This is a genomic window from Paraglaciecola hydrolytica (genome assembly GCF_001565895.1).
Lineage (GTDB): Bacteria > Pseudomonadota > Gammaproteobacteria > Enterobacterales > Alteromonadaceae > Paraglaciecola > Paraglaciecola hydrolytica.
In genome coordinates this window covers 55,333-79,166 of record NZ_LSNE01000018.1, presented here as the reverse complement: position 1 = coordinate 79,166, position 23,834 = coordinate 55,333, and the positions used below count along the sequence as shown (strand labels likewise).

Here is a 23,834-nt window from a genome sequence, read left to right as displayed (position 1 = left end):
TATTGACTTCAGAATATTTATTCCATCTTCAATAGTGAAATATCCTTCATCGATGATTTCTACAAGAGCAATAGCAACTGCTTTTTGACTAGCTTGTGCTTTTACTAGTGTGCTAAGCGTATTTATAGCAACATCATAGTTATCTTTATCAAACGCTGATATTGCTTGCTCTTTAATGTTTAGAATTTGTTTTTCAGATAGGGGTTTATCAAGAAAGCGAAACATTGAGTATCAATAAATCCATTTAATTTTTTAAAAATCATATCACAGAACTAATGTTGAAAAAGCTCACTGCTCATATTTTATATTTGTTACTGGGACTCTATTAAAAAGGCCGCTTTTGCCACGGTTCGGACAATCATTACTTCGTTATGCGGAGTCAATATATTGCCTAAATTTCTAGAGTAACTTTGAATTGTGTATAACCGCTTTTTCCGTAAACCAGTAACAGAAGTGAACGTCGTCGACTGTCTCCTGATCGCTCATAACGTCCTATCAATATTTAAAATCCACAAGCTACTGATTTTCTCTATGCCCTCGGTGTTGAAAGATTTTTCGCTTTGAGTTTTCACTAGATTCTAGTATCTAGTATCTATTTTCTGGTTTATTACTTTAGCTTACTAAATTGCAGTTTTCTCACCCCCAATAATATGAATATCCCGTTGTGGGAAGGGGATTTCATAACCTTCTCGGGTTAGGGTTTCGTTGATTAAGGTATTGATTTCGTGAGTGACAGGCAGGCGTTTACTAGTTGTTTCGACAAAAACCCGCAATTCAAAGTCTAAAGAACTTTCGCCATGATTGATAAAAAATACACTAGGGGCGGGCAGTTTTAGTACATCTGGATGATTTTCTAAGATGCCCATCAATAACTCACGTACTTTGCGTGTATCAGAGCCGTAGGCCACACCAATTTTTATCAGTATACGAGTAACTGCATTGCCCAAGGTCCAGTTAGTCACGTTTTCGGTGATTATGGATTTATTGGGAAGGATCACTTCGCGGTTTTCAAAGTCGGTGATTGTGGTGGCGCGAATTTTAATATTACTCACTGTACCACTGAGATTACCTATGGTGACGACATCGCCGACTCGCACAGGTCGCTCAAACAAAATAATCAAACCAGAGACAAAATTAGCCACTATTTCCTGTAAACCAAAACCTAGACCCACCCCTAAGGCAGCTACTATCCATTGTAGTTTGGACCAATCAATGCCTAATTGGCTAAAACCTAATACAATGCTGGTACCTAATATGAGATAACCAAAGATTGCGACAGTTGCATAACGTGCGCCGGCATCTAGGGTGACACGTTCAAAATAACTGATTTCTAATATACCTCTGGCATTTCTGGCTGCAATAACGCCGCCAATGATTAAGATTAAAAACAACAAGATGTTCCACAAGGTGACAGTGTCAGCCACAACGATACCATCAACCTGTGAGGTTTTTTGCCATAAGACAATTTCATTTACGATCCCCAGTGCCGGTAATAGTTGCAGCCAAATAAACCACAATCCCGCTAAAAACAGCGGGCTAGCAAGCCATTTTGCAGTACTGCGCATTTTCTGAAACATTTGGGCTTCGTCAGGTAATTCGTCGGTTTTTGGTATAGGCACGGCGTCACCGCTGGCCTCACCCTGCTCTTGCAAGGAGCGCTGTTGTTCTTGATTCGCTCGCAGGGTTTTTACTTTACGCAGTAGATAACGACGATAGGCCACTGAAAAAATCCTCAGCAAAATGCCATAAAATATCGCTACAAATATGAGCAGTACACCGGTTTGAAAAAATTTGGATTGCAATTCAACGGCGGTATCAAAAAAGCCAAAAAGCGGTAATAGACCGATTAATAAGGGCGTGGCCACCATCAATACAAAGGTTAGCTTTGACATAAACGAACGATTTGCATGACCTACAATAGTCGCGGCTACGCCGTCTTTAGGTTTGAAAAAGGCAAAACTAAATAAAGCAATACCAATTGAAGCCGCGATAAATGCCACGATAGCGATACCGTATCTAAGCTCAATCTGACCACTGGCGATGGCTGAAGCAAAAATAAAAGTGGCTACGCCTTGGTACCAAACAAATACGGTGAGTAGGTGACCTAATTTTTCACGAGAGATGTCACTCCAGCCAAAATGGCCAGCAAAGATCCCATTACGTCTGCACAGTGAGCGAAAAAACAATATAGTTAAACTTAGGCTGGAAACCGCTGCTAATGCGGTGGCAATCGCATTTGAAAAATTACCTGTTTTGTTACCTATGGAAATCAATCCCGCGGTCGCGCCAATTAATATAGGCAAGGGTAGGGCGAGTATTAAGGTCTCAAACAAGGCTAGAGGTGTTGCCCAATAGGTATCTTCGCCAACCTTACCAATATGGGCCGTTAAACGTTGTAAGGACTGTTTGATAATGCCTCGAAGGGTAAAAATAGCGATACAAATTAACAATACCATCAGACTATAAAAGGGAATTTTGACTATGCCTTGCCACAAATCTTTGCCAACTTGTAGCCAAGCAGAACCGTTCAAATACCAATTAATACTGACTATAAGATTATGCAATAAGTTGTCAGATAACTTGCTATAAGAAGGGAGCCAGACTAAACGCCGATCGAGTAAGGTTTTTAATTCAGTGGTTTTACTTTTCACCTCACTGAGCAGGAGTTTTTCGTCGGCAAGGTGATCAATCATTGAATTACCAGCATCAATCAGTTGTGTGAGTAGCTGTTGGGCTGTGTTATTTAATGCCTTGTGTTCGGCTTTTTGAGTGTCATTTAACGCTGCGATATCACTGTCTTGTTCTGTTGTTGAGGTATAACTAATCTCGCTGCCTTGCTGACTCAATAGGCGCAGTTTGTCTTGCCATAAAATTAAATTGAGCTGTTGGTGTACGGTTTCTTGATCAATCTGTTCGCGGCGGATTTGCAGTGGTTTTTCTTGTGGTAACCCAGCGCGTAAGCGGTGTAACAAGACCCCAAGTTCATCGGTTATTTGCCCTGTGATCAACACCCTATCTACGGTTTGCGCAGATTGCTGTAGGTTTTGGCGTTGCTGTCTTAAACGTGCAATGTTGTCGTTAAGTTTAGGTTCGTTTTCCACCAAGGCTTGTAATTGGCTGGCTAAGCTCAGGTTGCTGTTGGCAAGGTTGTGCAACACGGGGATATCAACAGTTTGCGCCACATCCTGCTGAGATTTTGTTAGCATTTGCGAGGCATTGCCCGCGCGACTTTTTGCCAACAATGTCTGTAGTGTCTGTATGCGTTTTTTGAGGCTGTCAATCTGGGCATTAAGCAAACTAATTTGCGCATTCACTAATGTTTGCCGTGCTGGAACCGTGGCAACTTCACGCTCTAATAAGGTAATTTGGGTATGCAGACTCAAGGATTTAGCTTGTAACGCTAATTTTGCACTATTTGCAAAGAGTTCATCGTCAGTATTGCTTTGTTTGTCGAGGCTTTGTTTCGTCGTATCTAAGGTATTTCTGGCTGTACTCAATTCCTCTACGATAACAGCAGGGCGGTTATTTAATTGTTCCTGCTGTTTTTGTAATTCATCTAATTGTGACTGTTGACTATTTAACTCGGCATTGTGGAGTAATAAGGTATTGGCCAGTTGCTCGCTAGAAGTATTTTCAGCAATGGGTTTGACCTCAGTGCTAACTTGTTTTTGTTGCAGAGCTAATGCAGCCAGTTTGTCTTTGGCTTGTAGAGCATCTTGTTCGTATTGACTTAATTGCTTGGCAAAATCTTGGCTTTGCGCCAAAGCATTACGGGCGTGTTCCAGTTGTTCACTAACGGCTGTTTTGGCATCGTCAGTTAACTCACTGTCTTTTAATTTCTGAGTTTGTTTGTCTATATTAGCGCTGATACTTTCTGCTGTCTGTCCAAATGCCTGAGCACAGCTCAAGGCGCACAGTACAAATAACATCAAGGGCATTTTTTTCACATTTAACATCTCTTCATCCTAAAAAACTCAGTGCCTATTTATTTAATAGCATTGGCATAATATAAAGGCTCTTTTATGGTCATCAGTACCAATTAAATTAAGCCTTATATTTTGAATACAGCCAGTGTGAAGCTGACATTGACTCAGGTCAATCACACTTGGCCTTGAGTTAGGAATTTAGCAAAAGAAGAGTACAAGGCCAGAGTGGATAAATTAATGCCTGACCTTGTTTTATACCCTCATCCTTGAAACTGCACCTTTGTTGGCTCACTTCCAATTGGCTTGGGTATGTATTGAACAATTATTAATGTGCGCTGGTTGAATTATTGTTTTTACCAACCAGGGTTTGCAGATACGCTACCACATCTCGGATTTCTGCTTGGTTTAACATGTAGTTTATTGGAGGCATGCCCGATGCGGGGCGCTGTATTTCTTTAAGATCAGACTTATTGAAGACTTGGAGTGATTCGTTAGGTTTACCAAGGGTAATAGTGCTATCGGTTTCGGCGTAAAACAAAGCACTTACAACCTTGCCATCATGCAATGTTAAATTAAAGGTACCGTAACCTGGCGCTATGGCGGCAGAGGGATCAATCAGTGCTTGTAACAAATATTCTGCTGAATGATTTTTAGCGATAGTACTTAAGTTAGGGCCAACATTTGAACCTTTGCCATCGACCTTATGACAACGAATACAGTTAGCAGCACCATTGGTAAAAAAGATGTTTCTGCCTTCTTGGGCATCACCACCGGCTAATGTGCCAGCATACTGAGTGAGTAAATCACTTTTTTGCATGTTAGTTTGATACTGCGCCAAAAGTGTTTTTAGGGCTGGATTAGTACTTTTTTCCGCCGCTGACACTAACTCTAGGGTAATAGCGTGCTCACCTTGTTTTTGGATGAGAGCTTCAAGTTTGTTCACTAACAGAGCATCAATTTGGGGATTACTTTGGGCGGAGAGTTTAGCCAACGCAATTTTTTGTAAAGGGATGGCATCAGAGGCTAAATATTCAAATACTACCTTTATGCCCGTAGCATAATCTTGTTGTAACATAACACCTAAAGCCGCAGCCTTTATTTTAATTAAATCATCATTTAATAAGCCATTGCTGACAGTAATGGCTTTATTTGGATACCTTACATTCAATAGGTCCAGCGCTTGGATGCGAATGTCAGTATCAGCCGATTGGTCTTGCGTAATTTTAGCTAATACCGTCTCCGATAGCTCATAGTTGAATTGTTGCGCGATACGCATACTTTGCACTAAAGCTTGGCCCTGAGTATGGGCCAAAATAGCGGGTAAATACTGTAAAACCAAAGCATCTATTTTGGCGCGCTTGCGATTAGCCAAACTAGGTAAACCGTCAATAGTGTCAATGGGATTAATGTCATACCAACTTTCAATGGCTGCTAGGGCTTCTGAAACAAGGCGGGGTTTTAAGTCCTTGTCGCTTGCATATGCCAATAGTCGCTCTGCATCTTCAGCTCTGCCTTCATTAAAATTGGCATTGATAATTCGATGATGGACAAAGGCCTGCACAGCAGTGTCGGCGCGTAAGTCTGGACTCAGTAAAGCCGCTACTTTCGCACGTGCTTTAGTTAATTTTTTATCATCAATCGCCAAGATAGCTTCATCAACTATGGCTTGTGATTCATCCTGTAAAAAGTCGGCAACTTGTACATCTTTTAGGGCGCGCAGGGCCAAAAGCACGGCTAAACGTACGTCATTAGATTGATGGTTTTTATGTTGGATCCAATGCTTTTTATCTATGCCTTTTAAGGCCATTACTAAAGCATGGCGCAACCACAGATCTTTATCAGCTACTTGAATCAATTTATTAATAACCGTATTGACCGCTTTGTTAGAACCGATTTTACCCAGGCCAATTGCGGCATACATGGCGGCTTGGCCATTGTCATCCTTTAAGGTTTTTATCAGCGCGTTTTCTGCGAAGGCCGCTTTATGATCGCCAAGTACTCGAGCGGTTTGAATACGTACCTGCTCGCTAGCATCATTTAACAAAGGTAATAAAGAGCTTAGTTTTTGTTTATCAATACTATGATTAAGCACTAATTGACTCAGCCCCCAAATGCTATGAATGCGAGAGAACACATCTTTGTTGGTATCGAGAGCTAATGTTTCAAATTGTTTGAAACCCGCTTGGCCACGTTTGGCTAATTCAAATTGGGCTTGTTGACGAATACGTTGATGATCAATAGCCAGCAAGCTAGCCAGTTCTTGTACTGTCTTTTTGGCATAATCGGCAGTTAATAAAACATGGTAGTTTTTATGTTGATTGGCGAGATCAGTGGGCTGATCTTTTAAGGCGAGTACATAAACCGCACCTTCATTTGCGCTGCTCCAACCACCAAAATTGAATTCAGAAACATAAAAACGCCCATCAGGACCAAAATCAATATCAGTAACAATAATGCCTTTTAAAAATGTTTCTGGTGGTGAGGTTAAAAAAGACGCACCATTTTTGATGTTTTTAAACGTGGCAATATAGGAGCCTTCTGGCGAACCACCAAAGAGGGCAACAAAAAAGGTATTGCGCCACTTATCACCCAAATAATTGCTCGGATTGTAAGTAAAGCCGGAAGGACCAGTAAACAATTGCACTATACCAGGCAACATATAAGCAGGTTGGCTGTCATTGCGTGGCACAGACATTTCATTGGTCAGCCACGCCACTGGGATATCAGTATCACCGGTATACTTAAAGGAGCGCAGTTCTAATTTTTGCGTAAAACTCATGATACTTTGATGACCCGCGTGCCAGCCTGAATCACCCCCTTCAATCAGATGATTAACCCTTTCGGTATCACCGTGGTCACCATCATTATCGGCGGTAAACAAGTTACCAAATTCATCAAAGACTAATTCTTGAGGATTACGTAAACCGCTGTAAAACACTTCGAGGTTAGAGCCGTCAGGATCAGCTCTAAATACCGCACCATAATTTGGCTCTTGGTATGTTTTACCTTCTTTAGTTGTTAAGTCATAACCACGATCACCTAATGACCAATACAAACGGCCATCAGGGCCCCAAGTTAGGCCATGCATGTCATGACCCATAAAGCTTACCCTAGTGCCAAAGCCGCTTTGTAATGAAATCTGTTGGTCGGCCACGCCATCATTATTTTGATCTTCTAACATCCATAGATTAGGAATATTGGTGTAATACACCTTGCCATCACGCTCAATAACACCTGCACCCAAACCATCGAGTGGCTGATTAAATCCACCTGCGAATACTTTGGAGGTATCGGCTTTGCCGTCTTTATTGGTATCTTCAAGTAATATGATCTGATCAGCTACGCCCGCTGCTTGGTTATCGGGAAACTCAGTAGGGAAATTTTTATACAATTGCAAACGATCATCTAAGGTTTTTATTTCAATGTCAGCTATGGCTGCTGCTTGTGAGAAGCCACGGATATCTAATACTCCTTTATTGATCCGATACAACTCAGTCACGAGCATGCGACCTTGGGAGTCAAAATAAAAGTAACTGGGATTTTGCGTAAGTGTTGTATCAGCCCACACGTCTACTTTGAGATCCTCAGGAAGGCTAAAACCTTGCATTCTGAGGTTTAAGTCTACGGTTTTATCCTTGGCATTTAAGGATGCAGAGTTCACTAGTAGGGTACTTATCAAGAGTGCTTTTAAATGATGCATTGTTAAAAATCTGTAAAAATAGCTTTAACAAGATGCTAGCGAAAACCCATAACTTTTCATAGTTGATATTCAGTCATATATGCAACAAATTCGGCGTTGTTTAATTATTTACGTTTTTTATTTGTATGATTAAATCTAAATTTGATGTGTTAGGCCCACCGAATATAGGAGCTCTCATTGATAAAATAAGCGATAACTGTAAGTTAAGCAGTCATCAGTCCAAAAGAGCAACAAGAGCAGTAACAGCGATTATAAAAATCCTCGTTTACGCGCTATTAAAGAAAAATTTTGAAAATTAAATTACCGCACTTTGTAACTTGATTGTTGCATAAATGCACATCCAATTGTAAAGTGGCTTTACCAATTGTAGGCATTGGGCCCGCGTGTTGCTAATGTCTATGTTTCGACTTTTAAATAATTCGGTGAATAATGAAAAAACTAATCCTCTCCTGTCTCACCCTCGTATCTATCGTAGCTTGCTCCACCCAACAAAAACCGATTAATCTTATCGATGATAGCTTAAGCCAATTTAACAATATTTATGACTACGGCAGTGCCCAAGTCCAAGACGATGAGTTGATCCTTAATTCAACCGGCAACTGGTTTTTTACTACTAAAAAAGAATATAAAAACTTCATTCTGACTGCGGAAGTATTGATGCCAGATGTGAGTGAATACAGTAACTCAGGTATTATGTTTCGTGGTCATGTATTAACAAATGACAAAGGTCAGCAAGCTATGGGTTACCAAGCTGAAGTTGATCCCAGTGAGCGCAAGTGGAGCGGTGGTTTGTATGAGCAAGCGGGTCGTCAATGGTTACATCCATTACATGATACTCGCTCTTTTCCCGATGCCGCATTTGAAGAAAATTATTTAGGTGCATGGACAGATAAAATGGCATCCGCTTACCGCCATTTAGAGTGGAACCAGTACCGCATTGAATGCCAAGGTAGCGATATTAAAATTTACCTTAATGGCGTGCTAACCACTCATGTTCGCGACAGCAAAGAAAGCCAAGGTTTTATTGGTTTACAACATCATGGTAGTGAGCAATTAAAAACCACTGGCAGCACCAATAATGTGGTGCGCTTTCGTAATGTCTTTATCACTGAATTAGATTAAATTTTTGAGAAATATAATGAACAAAACCTACCTGATTTTAGCCTTAGCAATATGCACTCATTCGGCGGCAGTGTTGTCTGTTGAAAAGGCAGACAAGGACGCTAAACCGATTGTGATCAATTTAGGTGATCGTGAAGGTCATGATATGACTGCACCTATCGCGGCTGAAGATATTCCCCCTGCACCGATTTTAATGGTGCCGCAAGCTTTACAGTCTATGCAGTTACAAAGCGGTTTTGTACTGGAAAACGTGGCCGCAGAGCCAGATATCTTTAGTCCTGTCGCCATGAGTTTTGATGGTAATGGCCGCATGTGGGTGGCAGAGATGACCACCTTTATGCCTGACTTAGACGGTAATAATGAAGAGATACCCAAGGGTAATATTGCAATCTTGGAAGACAGTGATGGTGACGGTAAGGTTGATAAACGTACGGTATTTTTAGATGACATTATCTTGCCCCGTACAGTGGTATTGGTGCAAGGCGGTATTTTGTATTCTGACCAGACTCAGTTGTATTTTGCTGAAGTATTAGCGGGTGACAAATTGGGTATTCGCGAGGTGGTTGATCCTACGTATGCTCAGGGTGGCAGTGTCGAACACAAACCCAATGGCATGTTGTTTGGTTTAGATAATTGGTACTACAACGCTAAAAGTGATCGCCGTTACAAAGTCTTGCCTTTAGATGCACAATTACCTAAAGGCGCAGATGAAATCTATCGTAATAAATACTGGAAAATGGCGATGGATGGTTCGGAGTTTCGTGGGCAGTGGGGTTTAAGCATGGATGACTATGGGCGCCTGTTTCATAACTGGAATAGTGCACCCGCCCAAGGTGAATTTTTACGGCCTAATTCGTTAAACAGAAATCCTGGTTTAGTGCAGGAAATGAAAGCCTATAGTATTGGTGGAAATCGTGTTTATCCCTCCCGTATTAACCCTGGTGTTAACCGCGCCTATTTACCCGGTACTTTAGTTTCAGAAGGGCCAGATAAAGGTAAGTTAGCTAATTTTACCGCAGCCAGCGGTAATGCAGTTTATCGTGGCGATCAATTTCCCGCTGAATTTTACGGTGTGTCTTTTACCCCAGAACCTGGCGCAAATTTGATTTCCGCCCGTCGTATTATTGAAGGACAAGGCAAGTTTACGGGGGAGGAGCTTTATCCTCAAAGTGAGATTTTAACGTCTACTGATGAGCGTTTTCGCCCAGTTAATTTATACACAGCACCCGATGGCTCTTTGTATATCGTTGATATGTATCATGGTGTGATCCAGCATAAAGAGTTTATAACCACGTATTTGCGTAAACAATCTGAAGCGCGCGAGCTGCAAAAACATAACAGTACTATGGGCCGTATTTATCGCCTGCGTTGGGCTGATAACAAACTTGCCACCCAACCTCGATTGTTGACTAAAACTGCTGCGCAACTAGTGCCTTATTTAGCTCATGCTAATGGTTGGTATCGCGATACTGCTCGCCGTTTAATCATTCAACACAATACGACAAAAGTGCTTAGTGCTATAACTCAACTTGTAGAACAAAGTTTAGATCATCGAGCACAAATTAATGCCATGTGGACGTTAGAAGGGCTGAATGCCGTCAATGTCAAAAGCATTAAAGCTGGTTTGAATTCTACTCATCCTAAAGTACAAATTAGCGCCATTGAATTGCTGACCCGCCTGCCTGCTAAAGAGCAGCAACAATTTTCCGCGCGCTTATTGGACTTAGCCCAAAGTGATTATCAAGTTGCCTTGCAAGTCGCATTAAGTGCAGGTGAATTAAAAACTGATAATGCCATGGCGTTGCTTAAAACCGTGTTGGCTAACTATGCCCATCAGCCTTTTATTTACCAAGCTGTTATCAGTGGAATTAATGGCCGTAAACAAGAATTACGTGCTTTATTAACGAATGATGCCTATGGGGATTTTATTGTTTTACTGGATTCAGTGGGCCAACAAAAAATTATCGAGACTAATTTCAATAATCTGCTAACCCAAGAACAAAACCAATACAATCGTGGCCAAAAAATATTTGAAGGGCGCGCAGCGTGTTTCGGCTGTCATGGTAAACAAGGGCAAGGCGTTGAAGGTATGGCGCCACCTTTGGTAAACAGTGAATGGGTAAATGGTGATAAAGAGGTATTAGTTAAAGTATTACTGCATGGTTTACGTGGCCCGATTAGTGTTAATGGTGTGGATTATCAATTACCCATGGTGATGCCAGGACTCGGTGCTAACTCAAGTTTTAGTGACGAAGATAATGCTGATATTGCCACTTATATTCGTAATAACTGGGGCAATGCGGCAGGCGCTGTAAGCCCTGAAGATGTTATGCAAGTGCGTGAGAAAACAGCTGCCCGTACACAACCTTATACCGCTGAAGAATTAGGGCACTAGAAGATGCAAGAATCTGTAACAATGCCAAAAAATACAATAGCTAAGCCTGTACGCATTGGCGTGATTGGCTTAGGTAACATTGCCAAACAACATATCGATAATATCGTTAAAGGTGCAGTGCAACATTGTGAGCTGACCGCGATTAGTTCGCGTAACGGTGGTGAATTGGCCACTCAATTAGCCGTGCAACATTTTAGTGATTACCGCGCACTTTGTGACTCTGGTTTGGTGGATGCGGTGATTATTGCCACGCCCACTATGGCTCACTTTGCCATGGCTAAATATGCCTTAGAGTCAAAGCTGCATGTGATGTTAGAAAAACCCATGGGCTTATCGTCCTTTGAAGGCGAAGCCTTATTGCAATATGCCGATGACAATACCGTATTTGCTTTGATGCTCAATCAACGTACGGATCCTACTTTTAGCAAAATGAAAGAGATTGTAGACAGCGGAGTATTAGGCCCAATTCAACGTACTCACTGGACCATGACCAACTGGTTTCGACCTGAGATTTATTTTCAGGTCAGTGATTGGCGCGCCACCTGGAAAGGTGAGGGCGGCGGCATGTTGGTTAATCAATGTATTCATAACTTGGATGTATTTCAGTGGATCTGTGGTTTGCCCAGTCAAGTGCAGGGTTTTTGTGAGTTTGGTAAATACCATCAAATTGAAGTAGAAGACGAAGTCACGGCTTATTTCCGTTATGCCAATGGCGCCACCGGTTTGTTTGTTGGCTCGACTGGCGAAGCGCCGGGAGTAAATCGTTTTGATATTATTGGTGACAAAGGCAGCTTACATTTTGAATCTGGTCAGTTAACCTTAAAACGTAATATACAAAGCACCGCAGAATTTAACCTACAAACCGACAATATGTTTGGAATGCCCGAGTGCCACAGCGAAGCCATTGTTATCACTGCTAAAGTCAATCAGCATGCGGTGATCATGAATAACTTTGTTGATGCCATCATCAATGGCGCCCAGCTTATCGCTCCAGCACAAGATGGTTTGGCGTCACTCGATATGGCCAATGCCATGCTCTTGTCTACTTGGCAGCAGCAGCCGATTAGCTTGCCACTTGATCGCAAAGCTTATCAACAAGCCTTAGACGGCAAAATTGCCAGCTCGGTATTACGTCAAAAATCAGATAAACAAGCCAAAGTGGACATGGCGGCATCGTATCGTTGATACCTGCCGTTGTTCGTTTTGCATCTAGCTCACAATAATTTTAGGACACTCCATGACCGACTCAGTAAACGCTGAAATAGCCACTTTAAACAAGCTTGCGAGCAAACCTTGGTATGCCAGAGTGCCGACCTATTTAGCCTTAAGTGGACCTGGTTGGTTGCAAGGCGCCATGACCTTGGGCGGCGGCAGTGCGGTTACCTCCTTAACCATAGGGGCCTTATTTGGTTATGAATTTTTATGGGTACAACCTGTGGCCATGATTATCGGCTGTATTATGCTGTTTGCCCTGTCTCATCAAACCTTGCATACCCAGAAAAAGCCCTTTGAATCCATGAAAAATCACGTTAACGCACCTTTGGCTTGGGGCTGGGCAATCGCGGCTTTTGCCTCGAGCATTATTTGGGGCTTTGCTCACTATCCGCTCAGTGCCGGTATGTTAGAAGAAATCGTGGTGGTTTCGACGGGGTGGTCGGTTGATCCAGAAAATGTCTTTGCTCGTGATATGTATCTGTTAGCCTTGGCTGTATTGGTGTGGGCAGGTTGCGCTTATACAGCGTGGAAATACGGTGAGCAAACGGGTGACAACGCAGATGCACAAGCAGGTAAAGGCAATGCGGTAAAAGTCTTTGAGACAGGTATAAAGTTATTAAGCGGTTTAGTGATTGTGGCCTTTGCTTGGGTGGTGATCAGTGCCAGTTTAAATGGCAAGGTTGATTGGTCGGCGGTGATGGCAGGTTATATTCCATCCTCATTACCCCAAGATGCCCAAGGAGTAACCGTATTGATGGCCGCTCTGGGCAGTGCTGTTGGCATCAACATGACCTTTATTTATGGCTATACCTTATTGCATAAAAAATGGACCCCAGCTCATGTTGAACTATCGCGCTACGATATTGGCATGGGTTTAGTGGTGCCTTACATACTGGTAACCAGTTTGATTTCAATTGCGGCAGCAGGCGCATTTTTTGGCTCAGATATGGATATTCAAGGTAAGTTAAGTCCAGTAAGCGCCGGTAAAATGTTTATGTCGGCAGGTCTTGATGAAGTCACTAGCCGTTTGATTTTTGCCTTTGGTATCTTAGGTATGGCGGTTGGCTCGTTGGTCATGCATATGTTGTGTTGTGGCTCAGCGGCAGCGGCCATGTTTAATTGGCCAGAGGGCAGTTTAAAATACAAACTGGCTTTGTTGGCACCAACACCTGCGGTACTTGGGGTTTTTGTTTGGTCCACTATGGGCGCTTATGTGGTATTACCCACCTCGGCCATTTGTGGCTTTTTATTGCCTATCGCTTATATCGGTTGGGCAATTTTACACAACAAACCCAGCTATTTAGGTAAGGCCATGCCTACCGGCAAAAATAGGATATTATTTAATCTGGCCATGGGACTTTGCATAGTAACGGTTATCGCCAGTGTGGTTTATTCAACTTGGGTGAAATTGGTTTAGAACATGACAGTAACAACTAAAGTAAATTTTAAGGATGGTGCTAATTACGCACCAGTCGGTCAGTCACAAAAAGTAGTCGAGCCAAATCAATTTGGTTTTTCGGTGGCTTATTTGGATCATGGCCACATTTATGGGCAAACCAATGGTTTGTTACAAGCCGGTGCAAGCCTGCGTTATGTCTACGATCCCGATCCTAAAAGACTCAGTGCTTTTTGTGAAAAATACCCACAAGCTCAAGTGGCAGAAAGCTTTGCACAAATATTGGCTGACGATGCGACTTTGTTAGTGGCCGCCGCGGCTATACCTAATCAACGTGCTGATATTGGCATTCAAGTATTACAAGCGGGTAAAGACTATTTTACCGATAAATCACCTTTTACCACGCTTGAACAGTTGGCCGCAGTCAAAGCGGTAGTTGAACAAACTAGCCAAAAATATGCAGTTTATTACGCTGAGCGTTTACATAACGAAGCTGCGTGGAAGGCCGGAGAGTTAATTGCCGCAGGCGCCATTGGCCGTGTGTTGCAAGTGATCAACTTAGCGCCCCATCGTTTAGCCAAAGCCACTCGCCCAGCCTGGTTTTTTGATAAACAACAATATGGCGGCATTTTGACTGATATCGGCTCTCATCAAGTTGAACAGTTTTTAACTTATGCCGGTGCAAGCGATGCCACGATTAATTTTGCCCGTGCTAGCAATCTAAATAACGCCGACAAACCTGATCTCGAAGATTTTGGTGAAATATCCATGACAGGGGATAACGGCGCTTCGTTTTATACCCGAGTAGATTGGTTTACCCCAGCAGGTCAAGCCACTTGGGGAGATGGTCGTACCTTTATTGTGGGCACAGCAGGCAATATTGAATGTCGAAAATACAACGATGTGGCAAGGCAAGCGCCAGCCTCAAAAGTGTTTTTGACTAATGCCGAAGGTGAGCAAGAAATAGATTGTTTAGGTCAATCTAGCTTTCCGTATTTTGGTCAGTTAATTCTGGATTGTTTAAACAGAACCGAAAACGCCATGACTCAACAACACGTATTTAAAGCGGCAGAGTTGAGTATGCAGGCCCAGCTCATAGCCGATTCGATGAACTAATGTGAACGGGAAACGGACTGTCTAATTACTGAGCAACTAGTTAAAACGTTTAGCCAGTTTATACATATTTATGGATAATTTTTAAAAGCCTCACGAAATTCATCAAAGTGCTTTATGTTAGTAGAGATGTTTTTCCTGGCTGTATTGTTAATTATTGATGAATCGTAACGTTCTAATATCAGATCACGGCCCACTTGAATAAATGCTTTAGCACGAAGTTCTGGACAACCGAGACTTTTGAGTTGTTTTATCTCTCCGAGCATCACTTTAACGCTCGCATCTAATACTTCTAGTTTTTCGTTGAAATCTCGCGCGTTTATCTTAACACCAAGAAGGCCTTGCGGAGGAAAGTAGCCTTTTTGGGATGCTATGGTCATCAACGGGTCGTTTGAAAGTATATTTAACATTGAATACTCATTGGTATTGCCGATTTCTTTAGATGAATTGTCCAGCGTGATCAACTCGTCTAATTTATCAGCAAACCCTGATGCGGCTTCATGCATACCAGAGTTACCTCGTTCAAACTCCTCAAGGATATATTCATAGTGACTCATATTTACGGTAGATTGATGTACGTGCCTTGTGAGCTCTAGTTCTTCTATGACTTTACTTAACTCTTGTCGTTGTAAAGCTAAAGATCCTACTAAAAGGAAAATCGTCAGAAACGAAAAGATTGGATTAAGTACTCCTCCCATAAAATCTCCAAACTGAGCAAAAGTTTCTTGATTTCCGATTGGGCCAGAAAAGAAATAAAAGTATATCGAAGCTGTTACTAGCAAGCATAAAAAGGCAAAAAGTAGTAAACCACCTAATAACAAGTAAAAATAATAGCGGCTATTAGTTTTCTTAGATTCCATTCAAGTACTTTAACTCTTGTTAGATTTTAACTAATCCTACAGGTGGATTCTCCAATATGTTCATAACGTATGACTTTTAATTACGTTTTGATACCACAAAACATGAAAGTTAACATTCGATGCAAACTAGTAATACTCGACTTATGTATATCGGGGTCAGAACAATGTATGTATATCGGGGTCAGAACAATGTATATCGGGGTCAGAACAACGTTAAATAATGGCTTTGTCGGAACTGCCGACATTGTAGACTTTTAATCGCACCCTGCAGATCTAAGCAGAGATAGAACAATAGTTTAGGTATTTTCTATTAAACCAAATGTAGCGAATATTGCATCTGTTGGTGAAGCACTCTGACTATATAGATGCCATTTTCTTCTTGCTTAAAAAAAATCATGTGTTTATGAATTGGATATCTAAAATAGTCTTCACGTATCTCTTTTGCAGTAATCGCTAACTTTGGAGAGACTGAGAGCATTGATAAACATTCATGAATTGCAATTAGATAGGCCTCTGCTTGTGCAGAGCCAAACTTCTCATTTGTATAATCATAGATGCCTTCGGCATCTTCTTTAGCTTTATTTGAAAGGGTATAAGTCGTCATTTACTAGCTAAGACTTTTTAGCAGAAATTATATCTAAGATATTTTTTGAGCTTCGCCCACTCAATTCACCTTCAATTAGTGCAAGTTGAATAGCCTCACGCTCAGTTTGATTTCGTCGTATCAGGTCCCTAATAAAGTCACTAGCATTAGCAAACTTACCACTTGCCACTTGCTGATCTATCCAAGACCTCATTTCGTCGGGTAATGATACATTTAGAGTAGCCATAAAAGTTCCTTGAACGCTGTTTTAACGATTATGGCAAAGATTGCCAATAACCGTCAAACGCCACTGAATTGTAAATTAAAACGGTATTAAAAATACTTTCATAATGTAACCATTGCTAACGACCGGAATTGGCTCATTGCTGGCCACTACCAAATTGGGGAAGATAATCCCTTGGTGTTAATACGATGCGGTGAACTAATTAAGGCTTACACCATCAATTCAAGCAAGGTATTAAGATAACGGCGGCCTAAAGGGGTAACTTGCCAATGGGTCGTTGTTTCAGTTAACAAACCCTTGTCTAAGGCATTTTGCAGGTTAGCCTGTACATCTTCGCTCAGCGCCAAACCTGTGTATTTTTGATAGTCAGCCTTAGGGCAGGGCTCCACTAAACGCAGGCGATTCATAAAAAACTCAAAGGGCAAGTCTTCATCCACCACGGTTTTTAGTTCACTGGTATAGGCTTTGGTTAAGTCCATATAACCCTTGGGATGTTTAACCTTTACCGTACGCACAATTTTGTTTTGCTCAGGCAGGGTGATTTTGCCGTGGGCACCACAACCTATGCCCAAATAGTCGCCAAAGCGCCAATAGTTAAGATTGTGCAGACATTGTTGGCCCACTTTGCTGTAGGCCGAAATTTCATATTGCTCATAACCCGCCGCTTCAAGCAGGGCATGGCCTTGTTCTTGAATATCCCACAACAATTCATCTTCAGGTAACTTAGGTGGTTTGGAGTGAAATTGGGTATTGGGCTCAATAGTAAGTTGATACCACGACAGGTGGGGTGGGCTTTGCGCCAGTGCGGTTTTAATGTCAAACAGAGCATCTTGTAAACTTTGTTTAGGCAGGCCATGCATTAAGTCTAAATTAAAGCTGTTTAGCCCTACATTGTGGGCAATAGTTGCCGCAGTACTGGCTTGAGCATCATCATGAATACGGCCCAAACCTAATAATTTATCAGCCTGAAAACTCTGCACGCCTATGGATATACGATTTACCCCAGCTTGCACATAACCAGCAAAACGTTGGCTTTCCACTGTGCCGGGATTGGCCTCTAGGGTTATTTCGGCATCAGGCAGTAAGTTAACGCGCTCACGCACACCTGTCAGCAGTTTATCTATGGCCTGCGCACTGAATAAACTTGGCGTACCGCCACCAATAAAGATGCTATGGATCGGCCTGTTGCCAACTAAGGCGGCATCCTCTGCCAAGTCGGCCAATAAATGACTGACATATTCACTTTCGGGCAGTTCTTGCTGCTTTTGGCCGTGAGAATTAAAGTCACAATAGGGACACTTTTGCACACACCAAGGAATATGGATATATAACGACAGGGGAGGCAGTTGTAAGTCTGCTATTAAGTTTGGCATTGGCTGGCTAGCGTTAAACAAGGCGTGCTGCCAAGGCCTTGACCATCAGAGCTAAAGCTTTACCACGATGACTCAGTTGGTTTTTTTGCTCAGGACTAAGCTGGGCCGAGCTACAGTTTTGCTCAGGCACCCAAAATATCGGATCGTAACCAAAACCGTTAGTACCCATGGTTTGTGTAGTAATCGAACCCTGCCATTCACCTTGGCAAATGATAGGTGTTGGGTCATCGGCATGGGCCATATACACCAGTACACATAAAAAACGGGCCTGACGCAGTTCTGGCGCTACACCGTTTAGGGCTTCGAGTAGTTTTTGTACATTGTCAGCATCAGTTGCATCTTCACCAGCGTAACGAGCAGAAAAGACTCCCGGTGCACCACCTAAAGCATCTACTGCCAAACCAGAATCATCTGCCATTGCGGGCAGGCCAGTTATACGCGCAGCGTGGCGGGCTTTGATAATGGCATTTTCCACAAAAGTACTACCGGTTTCGGCCACTTCACTGACGTAAAAGTCACTTTGCGGAACAACTGCTATTTTTAGCTCGCTGAGCATGGCGCTCAATTCTTTGACCTTGCCTTTATTACCGGTTGCCAGCACGACTTTTTGCATGACGTTGTGTGGAGTAAGATTATTTTGCATGAAGAGATACCAAAGTATTGCAGGAAAATTACAATGGGGCTGTGGTTTAACAGCCCCTAAAAGTTAAGCTTATTTTAGCTCTGGCGATTTTTTGCCACGGCCTTTTTTCTTTTTCACTTTGCTTTTCACTTTTTTGCCCAAGGATTTTTTCACCTTAGCGCTCAGTTTTGGCTTTTTAGTGATTTTGGCTTCTTTGTGTTTGGGGCGTAATTCTTCGATGATGCGACGTTTAAGCAACTGCTCTGTGTAACGCTCAATCTTGGGCAATATGGCCATATCATGGGCTTCCACTAAAGATATTGCTGTGCCTTTTTTACCGGCACGACCAGTACGACCAATACGGTGAACATACACATCGGCAGTACGTGGCATGTCGTAGTTGATCACATGGCTGATGTCTTCAACGTCAATACCACGAGCCGCTACGTCGGTGGCGACAAGGATTTTAACTTCACCTTCACGGAAACGGCGCATGGCTTCGTTACGTTTATCTTGTGGCATTTCACCTTGTAACCAAGCGACTAAAAAGCCATCACGCTCAAGTAATTGTTTTACTTCGTTTAAACGGTCGCGGGTTTTAACAAATACCACGGCGCTATCTACTTGATGTTCAAGGATGTGGCATAACAAGGCATATTTGTGTTTTGCATCGTCGGCTAAATGTACCCACTGATGGATTTTAGCGTGTTCTTTTCGGCTTGGATCGGCACTTAATTCAACAGGATCATTTAATAAATCTTTAGCAAAACGCGCGATACCGCCGCCTTCTAAGGTGGCTGAAAACAACATACTTTGTTTACGCCAGCGCGCTTCTGCGGCAATTTGATTAACAATGGCCGAAAAGCCCATGTCGAGCATACGATCGGCTTCATCTAAAACGAGGCACTCAATGTCACGACAATCAAATTTTTCGGTTTCGATGTGTTCAAACAAACGACCGGGAGTGGCGACTAAGATATCCAATTCGTTGTCGAGTAAATCCAGATCCGTACCGTAGTTGATACCACCGGTGATCACCCCACAATGAATGTGTGGGCAATATTTACTAATGAGTTTGGCTTGCTCAAAAATTTGCAAGGCTAACTCACGAGTCGGGGTCAGGATCAATATGCGTGTAGCGCCGGGCTGACGACGTGGATAATCTAATAAAAACTGGCAGATGGGCAGCAAAAACGCCGCGGTTTTACCTGTACCTGTAGGTGCAGAGGCTAGAATATCTTTGCCTTCCATTGCCGCTGGGATCACCAGTTGTTGAATACTGGTTGGCTCTTTGTAGCCTAATTCCGCGACAGCGCGGCATAAATCATCATCTAAATCGAGTTCGTCGAACATGCTCTTTTATTTCTCTTGACTAAAATGTCACTAATTTCACTTTACAATATGCGGGATTATAAAGGAGTAGGGCGCAATAGGGCAGAAAAAATCCAAAGCATTTTCACCGCTGAGGACACTGTGATAATTGAGCTTAAGAAAAAGCGGACGGTTGATGTGTCGAAACTCAATTAAATGTGGAAATGTGATCATTGACCATTAAAATGTATTGATAGTAAAAACTAGGGAAATTATGAAAGTAATACTTACATTTTTATCTGCAGTTATTCTGAGTATTATATTTTGGCAGGAACAGATATTACTAAATTTGGATGAATCCGAATTCAAGTATAAATGGCTTCTATTTCTAAAGTCAGCTCAATTTGAAGCGGTAATTACGGCAGTTGACAAAACACCATACAGTAGCATTAGCTTATGTCCAGATTGCCCATTACTACCAGACTCTGGCTACACGTATACCGCTTGGATCAAGAGAGAAAATACTCATGAAAAAGTAAAAAATCCAGATCTTCAAGAAGTCATTGAAGTTGCCAAATCAGAGGGACTACAAATAGTTCGTTTGAGAAAATATGATGGTGGGTGGTTTATTTATGCTTCTCCTGACTGGCAAGTAAATGGGAACACTATCCACGCTTGGATGTATTTTGGTTTACCTCCAGATAACGACAATTGTGAGGACTTGGAGGAAGGCATATCTAAAGAAGAGCAATGCCATACTCATTTATTTGGAAACTGGTATTTCAATAAGTATTGGTCTGTTAATAAAACGTAACATTTTTTGGTACAAGGCTGGATTTCAAATCAGGTAAAGAGCACTAGCTTTCAAACGTCAGATTAAGTCGGGACTAATACATCTTAAAAATCAACTGTATGCGCTACTTGTAGATTTCAAATTGAGGTTAGGTTAAAACTTTCAGCTTAAGCATAATTTCAGATTCTAGAAAACCATCAACTCTAACGTCATTTAAATAACGTTCTAACATGGGTAAATTATCTGGTTCGAAACCACTGTCAGGCAACCAACAGCTAAACAAGTAGAGCTGTGCTTGGGTGATATCTTCTGGAGATCCTTTAACATATATCACAGCATATTTCCCTTCAGGTAAATCTCCTACCCCAAACGGTTCATTAACGGTTACCGTATCATCAATTTCTATTGATGCTTCATATTGGCACTTGTGAGCAGCTGTCAATGAAGGGTTGTCATAACACCACGCTAACCTATATTGCGTTTTCTCAGGTATTCCTTGATATTTAGCCCAATGATTTAATATATCCCATGTTTCAAATAACGACTCTGGCTGATAGCCACCTTTAGATACTAATTTGCATAAACGCTTTCGCTCTATTGTTTTAACTTCCACATTCATTTGATTATTGTTTTGAGAAGTGCGATCTATTGGTGCGGGATATAAGTCATTAGGATTGAATTTCTTTCCGTATTTGCTAAAAATATTACCAAGGTTGGGTAACTCATCAGGCTTTGGAGAACGAATTTCGGAAGGACTATAACCAAAATATTTTTTAACCGATTTAGCAAAATTAGCGCTAGACGAAAAGCCACAATCCAATGCAATATTTGTAATACTAAGTTCTCTTCTAAATACCAATAAATTAACCGCTTTTTCTAGCCTTTTTCTCGCAACGTAATTGTTCAACGTTTCATTCATAACACCACTAAAAATACGATGAAAATGAAAAGGTGAAAAATGGCAATGATTTGAAACTAAATCCAAATTAAGAGGTTGTGCTAGATTTGATTCAATATAGCTAAGTGCAGCCAAAATTCTTTGTTTATATATGGGATTCATTTTAACCTCCTATTGTCACTGAAATAGCAAGGCTATTAGTTCGCCTTTCTACTTTAAATGAGCAACATAGTTCGGTTGATATAAGTAGAAGGGTTGTGGAACCAGTTTGTGTGCTCTGTGATGGTTGCAACCAAAACTTTGTATATAAAAAAAGTATAAACGCGAGATAAATAAAATTCCTTAATACTCGTTGATTCGTTTTCATGTTAAATGCTCTCTATTAGTTCAATCCAATTAAGTTTATCAACGAATGCATTAGTGGGATTTTCCAATATTGCTATTCTTAATATTTTCTAGCAAGAATGGAAAAGCATAAAAGAAAGGTGCACGTATAATTAATGGAAAAAATATCTAGAGATAAATGATCATGCAAACTAGCTACTTAAATCCAACTGACGAATCAGCAAAGCAACTATTTTCAAAATCAATGAGAGGCGAAGTCATTATGCTAAACTTACTTCGTTTTAAAGAAATTGCAGACTATAGCCAGTTTTCTGATATAGCACCTAAAACACCTATAACAGGAAAAGAGGCTTACCAAATCTATATTAATCAAACGTTACCATTCTTAGAAAAAAGTGGTGGTAAAATTATGTTACTTGGTAAAAGCGAACATTTTTTTATTGGCCCAATGGAAGAAAAGTGGGACTTAGTGATGATAATAAAACAAAAGTCATTAGATAGTTTTCTTTCGTTTGCGTCTGACCCTCAATATCAAGTTGTGTTAGGTCATCGAGAGGCAGCAATTGTTGATTCAAGGTTATTACCTATTGAAGCGATAAGTTCTCTTTTATAAAGTTTATGGCTACATCCCGCCTATTATCTGCATCTAATGTAAAAAATTGATCCACATAAAGAAGTTTAATTAAGGTGGTTCAATACTTAAAGTTAACATAAAGTGATGGATGACCAACGGCTGCTTTCTTAGTAAACTTGCTTAGAAGCAGTCATTACTGACTGGCTGCTTCTAAGCGCAGATTTGAAAGAACCTTTGCCAGTATCCGCCTATGCGGGTGCGATTGATTTACATGGACAGCGATTTACATGGACAGCCATCTTAAATATTGGCTATCGTTTTGATGAAGACAGTGGCGCGAACTTTATCACTTTGTATGGGTGGGGCTACGACAAAAATATGCCTAAGTCAGATCCCGCGCACCTAGTAGAATAGAGCCTTTGCAACTGTCGCAACAAATAGTGGCAACCAACAGCGTCAACGAATTACGGTCTCAAAGATAGCTGGTGCTTTAACCGAAGGTTAAACAACTCAAGCTCAATCCGCGGTATTATTTGTACTCTTTAACTAAGTGATAATCGGCAATGAAACGGTCAATCGGTATACTTGGCGCATTACTGTCACACTTCTGGCATATCTATGTCGTAGCAAACAAGGCTAACTTTCTGCATATTGGGTAAACATTTATGGAGAGGGTTTGAAAAATGGAAATGGAGTTAAACAACAAAACATTAAAAACTCACCGAGAGAGTCGAGCTTGGAGTCAGACTCAATTAGCTGAGGTATCAGGGTTGAGCTTGAGAACTATTCAACGAGTTGAAAAAACAGGGATTGCATCACAAGAATCGGCAAAATCGTTAGCTGCTGTTTATGAATGCTCTATAGCTGAATTGCTCATCCAAAAAGACCTTCCTGTGGTGGAGTCTAGATTTACTTTTAGCAAAGTGAGCTTAAAAGCCAAGATTATTCATCTTAGTGTATTGATGCCCGTGCTTTCTGTTGCCCTATATCTTTATTGGACGGATCACAGTTCTACTGTGTGGGTAAACATACTAAGAGATTCAATTTTTAGCACTTCGATATCAAAAGATAGATTAGACAAAATTAGCTTTTTAATTTTGGTTTTAACAGTGGGCTTACCTTCTTTAATTCCTGGGGCTATTTATGATTTTGTAAATAAACAAAGTGCATTTGACTAAGTGGTTTTTATGAAAGAAGCAATTGCAGAATTAAAAACTGAAGTTAAGGCCAAGTTATTGTTTTGGAATAACATTCAAAGTAAAAAAGCGAAAGTGGCTTTAATTTTCCTCACTATTGCTTTAGTAGGATTAAAAATTTTTACCACAGCTCTGACATTTGAGTGGCTAGCTATTTTATTCAACTAA

At 41.3% G+C, this 23,834-nt stretch carries 20 protein-coding genes; 10 read left to right on the top strand and 10 right to left on the bottom strand.

Going from position 1 to position 23,834, the window contains the following annotated elements; translation table 11 throughout:
• The 3 genes from AX660_RS23375 to AX660_RS21325 form a co-directional block, all read right to left on the bottom strand.
• Nucleotides 1-225: hypothetical protein (locus AX660_RS23375; protein WP_162266438.1), on the bottom strand; the 225-nt coding region annotated here is incomplete at its 3' end.
• 395 nt (nt 226-620) lie between these two features.
• Complete coding sequence (locus AX660_RS21330) at nt 621-3,956, bottom strand: mechanosensitive ion channel domain-containing protein (RefSeq protein ID WP_068381909.1); 3,336 nt, start codon at nt 3,954-3,956, stop codon at nt 621-623.
• Nucleotides 3,957-4,251: 295 nt separating this feature from the next.
• Nucleotides 4,252-7,587, bottom strand: a complete 3,336-nt coding sequence (locus tag AX660_RS21325; RefSeq protein WP_131811847.1) for a DUF7133 domain-containing protein — start codon at nt 7,585-7,587, stop codon at nt 4,252-4,254.
• A 468-nt stretch (nt 7,588-8,055) separates the two neighbouring features.
• Here AX660_RS21325 and AX660_RS21320 point away from each other — a divergent pair, with 468 nt between their 5' ends.
• Genes AX660_RS21320 through AX660_RS21300 form a run of 5 tightly spaced genes read left to right on the top strand, consistent with a single transcriptional unit; the run spans nt 8,056 to nt 14,870 of the window.
• Nucleotides 8,056-8,748: a 3-keto-disaccharide hydrolase gene (locus AX660_RS21320; protein ID WP_068381907.1), complete on the top strand. Its 693-nt coding sequence runs from the start codon at nt 8,056-8,058 to the stop codon at nt 8,746-8,748.
• 16 nt (nt 8,749-8,764) lie between these two features.
• Entirely contained in the window at nt 8,765-11,143 is a 2,379-nt protein-coding gene (locus AX660_RS21315; RefSeq protein WP_068381905.1) for a PVC-type heme-binding CxxCH protein, read from the top strand.
• A 21-nt stretch (nt 11,144-11,164) separates the two neighbouring features.
• Entirely contained in the window at nt 11,165-12,328 is a 1,164-nt protein-coding gene (locus AX660_RS21310; RefSeq protein ID WP_068382021.1) for a Gfo/Idh/MocA family protein, read from the top strand.
• Nucleotides 12,329-12,380: 52 nt separating this feature from the next.
• Nucleotides 12,381-13,775, top strand: a complete 1,395-nt coding sequence (locus AX660_RS21305) for a divalent metal cation transporter (protein ID WP_068381904.1) — start codon at nt 12,381-12,383, stop codon at nt 13,773-13,775.
• A 3-nt stretch (nt 13,776-13,778) separates the two neighbouring features.
• Nucleotides 13,779-14,870 carry a Gfo/Idh/MocA family protein gene (locus tag AX660_RS21300; protein WP_068381903.1) on the top strand — a complete coding sequence of 364 codons (1,092 nt, stop codon included), beginning with the start codon at nt 13,779-13,781 and terminating at the stop codon, nt 14,868-14,870.
• 68 nt (nt 14,871-14,938) lie between these two features.
• On the opposite strand, the gene AX660_RS21295 is transcribed toward AX660_RS21300, so the two are convergent.
• The 6 genes from AX660_RS21295 to srmB form a co-directional block, all read right to left on the bottom strand.
• Nucleotides 14,939-15,727 (bottom strand): hypothetical protein, encoded by a 789-nt coding sequence (locus tag AX660_RS21295; protein WP_068381902.1) that lies wholly within the window; start codon nt 15,725-15,727, stop codon nt 14,939-14,941.
• Between the two features lie 310 nt (nt 15,728-16,037).
• Entirely contained in the window at nt 16,038-16,331 is a 294-nt protein-coding gene (locus AX660_RS21290) for a type II toxin-antitoxin system RelE/ParE family toxin (RefSeq protein WP_068381900.1), read from the bottom strand.
• A gap of 7 nt (nt 16,332-16,338) precedes the next feature.
• Nucleotides 16,339-16,557 carry a type II toxin-antitoxin system ParD family antitoxin gene (locus AX660_RS21285; RefSeq protein WP_068381898.1) on the bottom strand — a complete coding sequence of 73 codons (219 nt, stop codon included), beginning with the start codon at nt 16,555-16,557 and terminating at the stop codon, nt 16,339-16,341.
• A gap of 206 nt (nt 16,558-16,763) precedes the next feature.
• Nucleotides 16,764-17,927 (bottom strand): radical SAM family heme chaperone HemW, encoded by a 1,164-nt coding sequence (gene hemW / locus AX660_RS21280; RefSeq protein WP_068382019.1) that lies wholly within the window; start codon nt 17,925-17,927, stop codon nt 16,764-16,766.
• A 13-nt stretch (nt 17,928-17,940) separates the two neighbouring features.
• Nucleotides 17,941-18,570 (bottom strand): XTP/dITP diphosphatase, encoded by a 630-nt coding sequence (locus AX660_RS21275; protein WP_235594808.1) that lies wholly within the window; start codon nt 18,568-18,570, stop codon nt 17,941-17,943.
• A gap of 69 nt (nt 18,571-18,639) precedes the next feature.
• Complete coding sequence (srmB, locus tag AX660_RS21270; RefSeq protein WP_068381896.1) at nt 18,640-19,902, bottom strand: ATP-dependent RNA helicase SrmB; 1,263 nt, start codon at nt 19,900-19,902, stop codon at nt 18,640-18,642.
• A 232-nt stretch (nt 19,903-20,134) separates the two neighbouring features.
• Here srmB and AX660_RS21265 point away from each other — a divergent pair, with 232 nt between their 5' ends.
• On the top strand, nt 20,135-20,674 hold the full coding sequence (locus AX660_RS21265; protein ID WP_068381894.1) for a hypothetical protein: 540 nt from the start codon (nt 20,135-20,137) through the stop codon (nt 20,672-20,674).
• A gap of 127 nt (nt 20,675-20,801) precedes the next feature.
• Here the strand turns inward: AX660_RS21265 and AX660_RS21260 are convergent, their stop codons facing one another.
• Nucleotides 20,802-21,713 carry an AraC family transcriptional regulator gene (locus tag AX660_RS21260; protein ID WP_068381892.1) on the bottom strand — a complete coding sequence of 304 codons (912 nt, stop codon included), beginning with the start codon at nt 21,711-21,713 and terminating at the stop codon, nt 20,802-20,804.
• A gap of 367 nt (nt 21,714-22,080) precedes the next feature.
• On the opposite strand from AX660_RS21260, the gene AX660_RS21255 reads away from it, so the two are divergent.
• From AX660_RS21255 to AX660_RS23430, 4 genes are all read left to right on the top strand, one after another.
• Complete coding sequence (locus AX660_RS21255) at nt 22,081-22,509, top strand: DUF1330 domain-containing protein (RefSeq protein WP_068382015.1); 429 nt, start codon at nt 22,081-22,083, stop codon at nt 22,507-22,509.
• A 183-nt stretch (nt 22,510-22,692) separates the two neighbouring features.
• The gene (locus AX660_RS23615; protein ID WP_068381890.1) at nt 22,693-22,884 is read left to right on the top strand and encodes a hypothetical protein; all 192 of its coding nucleotides are present in this window, start codon (nt 22,693-22,695) and stop codon (nt 22,882-22,884) included.
• 269 nt (nt 22,885-23,153) lie between these two features.
• Nucleotides 23,154-23,648, top strand: a complete 495-nt coding sequence (locus tag AX660_RS21245) for a helix-turn-helix transcriptional regulator (protein WP_068381889.1) — start codon at nt 23,154-23,156, stop codon at nt 23,646-23,648.
• Nucleotides 23,649-23,657: 9 nt separating this feature from the next.
• Nucleotides 23,658-23,834: a hypothetical protein gene (locus tag AX660_RS23430; protein ID WP_164483525.1), complete on the top strand. Its 177-nt coding sequence runs from the start codon at nt 23,658-23,660 to the stop codon at nt 23,832-23,834.